The organism is Microvirga sp. 2TAF3, assembly GCF_052114965.1.
Classification (GTDB): domain Bacteria; phylum Pseudomonadota; class Alphaproteobacteria; order Rhizobiales; family Beijerinckiaceae; genus Microvirga.
Genome location: NZ_JBFRFT010000039.1, coordinates 1 through 3,308 on the forward strand (window position 1 = coordinate 1; position 3,308 = coordinate 3,308).

Genomic DNA, 3,308 nt, shown 5'->3' on the forward strand with positions numbered 1-3,308 from the left:
CACACCGGAACAGCGCCCGGCCCAACGAAAGCCTGTCGCTCTCGAGACCGGCCCGCAGTGCCTGACGGCCGGTGTGCTTGTGGTGGAGGCGGCGGGAATTGAACCCGCGTCCTAAACGCCTATTCCACTCTGCCTCTACGATCATAGTCAGGAAAACCCGACACCCCGGGTATAGGTGTAAACTGGCCTGATTGCTAGGCCGCAATTGCGATCGCGCCTCCCGGCCTGATCAAGCATTGCTTTCAGCATCAATTGTCATCCATGCCATCCGGCCCAATAAGGATCTCGCCCGGCCCGAACTTCAGCGCCCAGCGGCGGACCGTCTCATACGAGACGACCATGCCGCGCTCGAGCAGCATCTCCTCGACCAGTCGCAGGCTCAATGGGAACCTGAAATAGAGCCATAGCACGTGGGCAATGATCTCGGGTGGAAAGCGATGACGTTTGTCGCTGACGGGATTGGTCATGCCGGCCCATCTATACGGCTCGCTCTCATACCCGAGTTAACGTGACGAACCCAGCCTCAGTGTCAGCCCTTGTGTTGCCGCTAGCGACAATGCGAAAGTCCTGCCTGGCTCCCGGTGTTTAAATTCCGGTACGACACCCTATTTATGGGCCATGCCCAAAAATTCCAAAGTCCCGTCTGCCGCTCTTAATAATTCAATCCGGCTGCATCTCGGTCATCAGCTACGATCCCTTTATGAAGATCCGGCGGTGGAGAAGCTCCCGCGCGATTTGGCGCGGTTAGCCGAGCGTGTGGCCCAGGTCATTCGTGTTCACACCGAGCCGGTCGATCAGGTCTTCATCGATGGGATCATGGCGGCCCTCCCAAGCCTCCGGAATTTTGCCCTTTCTCTGACCCGGCATATGGAACGAGCCGAAGATCTGGTGCAGGACACCGTCCTCAAGGCGCTCGCCAAGCGGGATGCATTTGAGACCGGGACAAACCTCCAGGCCTGGCTTTTCACCATCCTGCGAAATGGCTTTTATTCGGAACATCGAAAGGCTGGCCGGGAGGTTGAGGACGTCGAGGGTGCTTATGCGGTCAACATGATCACGATCCCGGATCAGGAGGATAAACTCGCCCTCCAGGATCTATCCGCCGCACTGGAAAAGCTGCCTCCGGACCAACGCGACGCGCTTATCCTCGTTGGCGCCGACGGCATGTCCTATGACGATGCCGCGGAGGCTCTCGGAGTCAAGGTCGGCACCATCAAGAGCCGGGTGAACCGGGCGCGCAGCCGCCTGGCCGAGTTAATGGGGACGACAGATGACGCGACTAAGGACAGTCGCCAGGCAGATTTATAGGTCGCCAGGCTGAATTGTTCCGCGCGGCGTACTATCCCCGGAAATTGAATTTCCTAACCCAAGCCATGCCTCTTGATGAGCTTCTCATGGTCGGCCATCGGATCGATTGGAGCGACCACATTAATTGTCAAAATGGAGGTAACTAGGCTTTCAATATCGTCGCCGGATCCGGCTTTGCCGGACTTAAGCCTCATTTTGCCGACTACATTGCCCCAACCCCGATCGCGATTTTGCATTGGTGGTGAAGGGGTTGGGAGGTTCGGCTGACTTGAAGCTTTGCGGTTCGCAAGGTACGAACGCTGCGAAACTGAGTGGCGTTGCTCGATCACGTATGCAGATCCCGAAGTGGACCTGCAGCGCGTATCTCAGGCGGATCCGTTGCAAAGTTCGAGTATAGCCACTTCCGGTGCCGTTTTGGCACCGTGGCGAACTCTTGAAGTCGTTGATCTTTCAGCGGCGGGCCTTCGAAACTCGATTGGAGGCTACAAGTAGAAAGCGTGTTTGCAACAGATCCGGCGGTAATGAGCTGGGTTCTAAAGGCGCTATCGCGGTACAATGAACGAAACTTCTGGAGGGCAGTTAGCAAGGGCTGTGTAACCGCCTGACACTTTCTCATGCTCCCCAAATCGGGCTGCCTTACTTCGGACTGAGCATTGCCGTGACGGCCGCTCGGCGTGTTGTCGGCAAGGCCAGAGTGGAGACGTTCAGGCGGTTGCTCGATCGGGCGCTTCTCAATCCGAGAGATTGACGCCGCACTCCCGGAAGCGAACGACCCGGCAAACCGGCCGCCCTGCGTCGAAAGGCGAAACTATGGATGGGCAACGAGGCCTTGCCCTTCATCAACCTCCTGGACGATGGGGGAGAGGATCCGGTAAAGGCATGAGTCATGCGGAACGCCGGCTAGAGACGTTCATATGGCCATATGGCTCTACACACGAGCGAAGTTAGCCGTTCATTAACCACTGCAGGCCGAGGATAGCTGCAGCCGAAAGGTAGGCGGGGAGCGCGCGGATGTACCGCCTCCCCGCCTTTTTGCTTTCAACGTCATCTCGACCCATAGGAGTAGGGCGTGAATGAGATCCTCAAACAGCGCATTGGTGAAAGGGTCGGTTCGCTCAAGATCTCCTGGCGGAGGGCCTCTTTGGAGGCTGGCCTTGAGGCGGGATTCATTCAGGACATCATAACTGGACGCTCCAAGGATCCAGCAGAGCAAGCTCTTGTGAGTCTCGCTGCGGTCCTCAAATGCAGTCCCGCCTATCTCATAGGCCAAAGTGACGAGCTCGCCGGCGACGCGGGGGGTATTCACGAGTGCGCTCAACCGGCGGCCGATATCGTCCAGCGGCCCGACGCTGTGATGGCGCTCAGGATCGTCGAGCAACTGCTCGATGAAGGCCACGTCAATGCAGCTCGTATTGCCGTGAAGCGTGCGCTTAAAGCGATCGCAGTCCAATAGGTAACGCAGTCGGAAATACCAGATAGGAGAGACCCGCCGAGAAAGTCTCATCCTCAAAATCTGATGCTTCGAGGACTGGTGGAGCGGCTAGCCCTTCGTAGACCCGTCGCCTTACAAGCTATGAACCATACAATCTAACCTGATAGGCTAGATCAGGAACGAACCATGCAATTCGGCGTCGGCAATGTCGTGTGTCTAGTTGCATACCCGTCTCATCCAATGACTGTCGTTAAAATCGATAGCCATGAGATTACCTGCAGATGGTTCGAAGGGGTCGCCGTGAAAGAGGGTACGTTTCCTGCCCATTACCTCGCGAAGGAGCCCAGAAGGCAACGCTAACCCGGGGAGCGTCTTCTCCCGGAGCGCAACCTTAGCCCTCTGGCTGCGGCCTCAAAGGACCGCCGCTTTCCTTGGGCCGTCCGCGTCCGGCGGTCGGCACGGCCGAGCCGCGGCTCGCCGAGACCGTGTCGCCGGTATCCCGGATCGGCGGCTGACCGTCGAGCAGGTTGCGGATCTCGTCGCCGGTCAGGGTCTCGTATTCGAGCAG

The 3,308-nt window shown here is 58.0% G+C and carries 3 protein-coding genes, 1 other RNA gene and 1 pseudogene; 2 read left to right on the plus strand and 3 right to left on the minus strand.

All coding sequences use genetic code 11. The features are described from left to right. Together ssrA and AB4Y97_RS20740 are read right to left on the minus strand one after the other, a co-directional pair. Nucleotides 1-201, minus strand: a transfer-messenger RNA (tmRNA) gene (gene ssrA, locus AB4Y97_RS20735); the annotation flags it as partial. Between the two features lie 92 nt (nt 202-293). Then, a pseudogene (locus tag AB4Y97_RS20740) lies at nt 294-467 on the minus strand (IS6 family transposase); the annotation flags it as partial. 247 nt (nt 468-714) lie between these two features. Here AB4Y97_RS20740 and AB4Y97_RS20745 point away from each other — a divergent pair. Further along, nucleotides 715-1,308 (plus strand): sigma-70 family RNA polymerase sigma factor, encoded by a 594-nt coding sequence (locus tag AB4Y97_RS20745; RefSeq protein ID WP_442000933.1) that lies wholly within the window; start codon nt 715-717, stop codon nt 1,306-1,308. Between the two features lie 53 nt (nt 1,309-1,361). Here the strand turns inward: AB4Y97_RS20745 and AB4Y97_RS20750 are convergent, their stop codons facing one another. Continuing rightward, the gene (locus AB4Y97_RS20750) at nt 1,362-1,637 is read right to left on the minus strand and encodes a hypothetical protein (protein WP_442000934.1); all 276 of its coding nucleotides are present in this window, start codon (nt 1,635-1,637) and stop codon (nt 1,362-1,364) included. Nucleotides 1,638-2,377: 740 nt separating this feature from the next. On the opposite strand from AB4Y97_RS20750, the gene AB4Y97_RS20755 reads away from it, so the two are divergent. Then, nucleotides 2,378-2,761: a hypothetical protein gene (locus tag AB4Y97_RS20755; RefSeq protein WP_442000935.1), complete on the plus strand. Its 384-nt coding sequence runs from the start codon at nt 2,378-2,380 to the stop codon at nt 2,759-2,761. Nucleotides 2,762-3,308 lie beyond the last annotated feature (547 nt).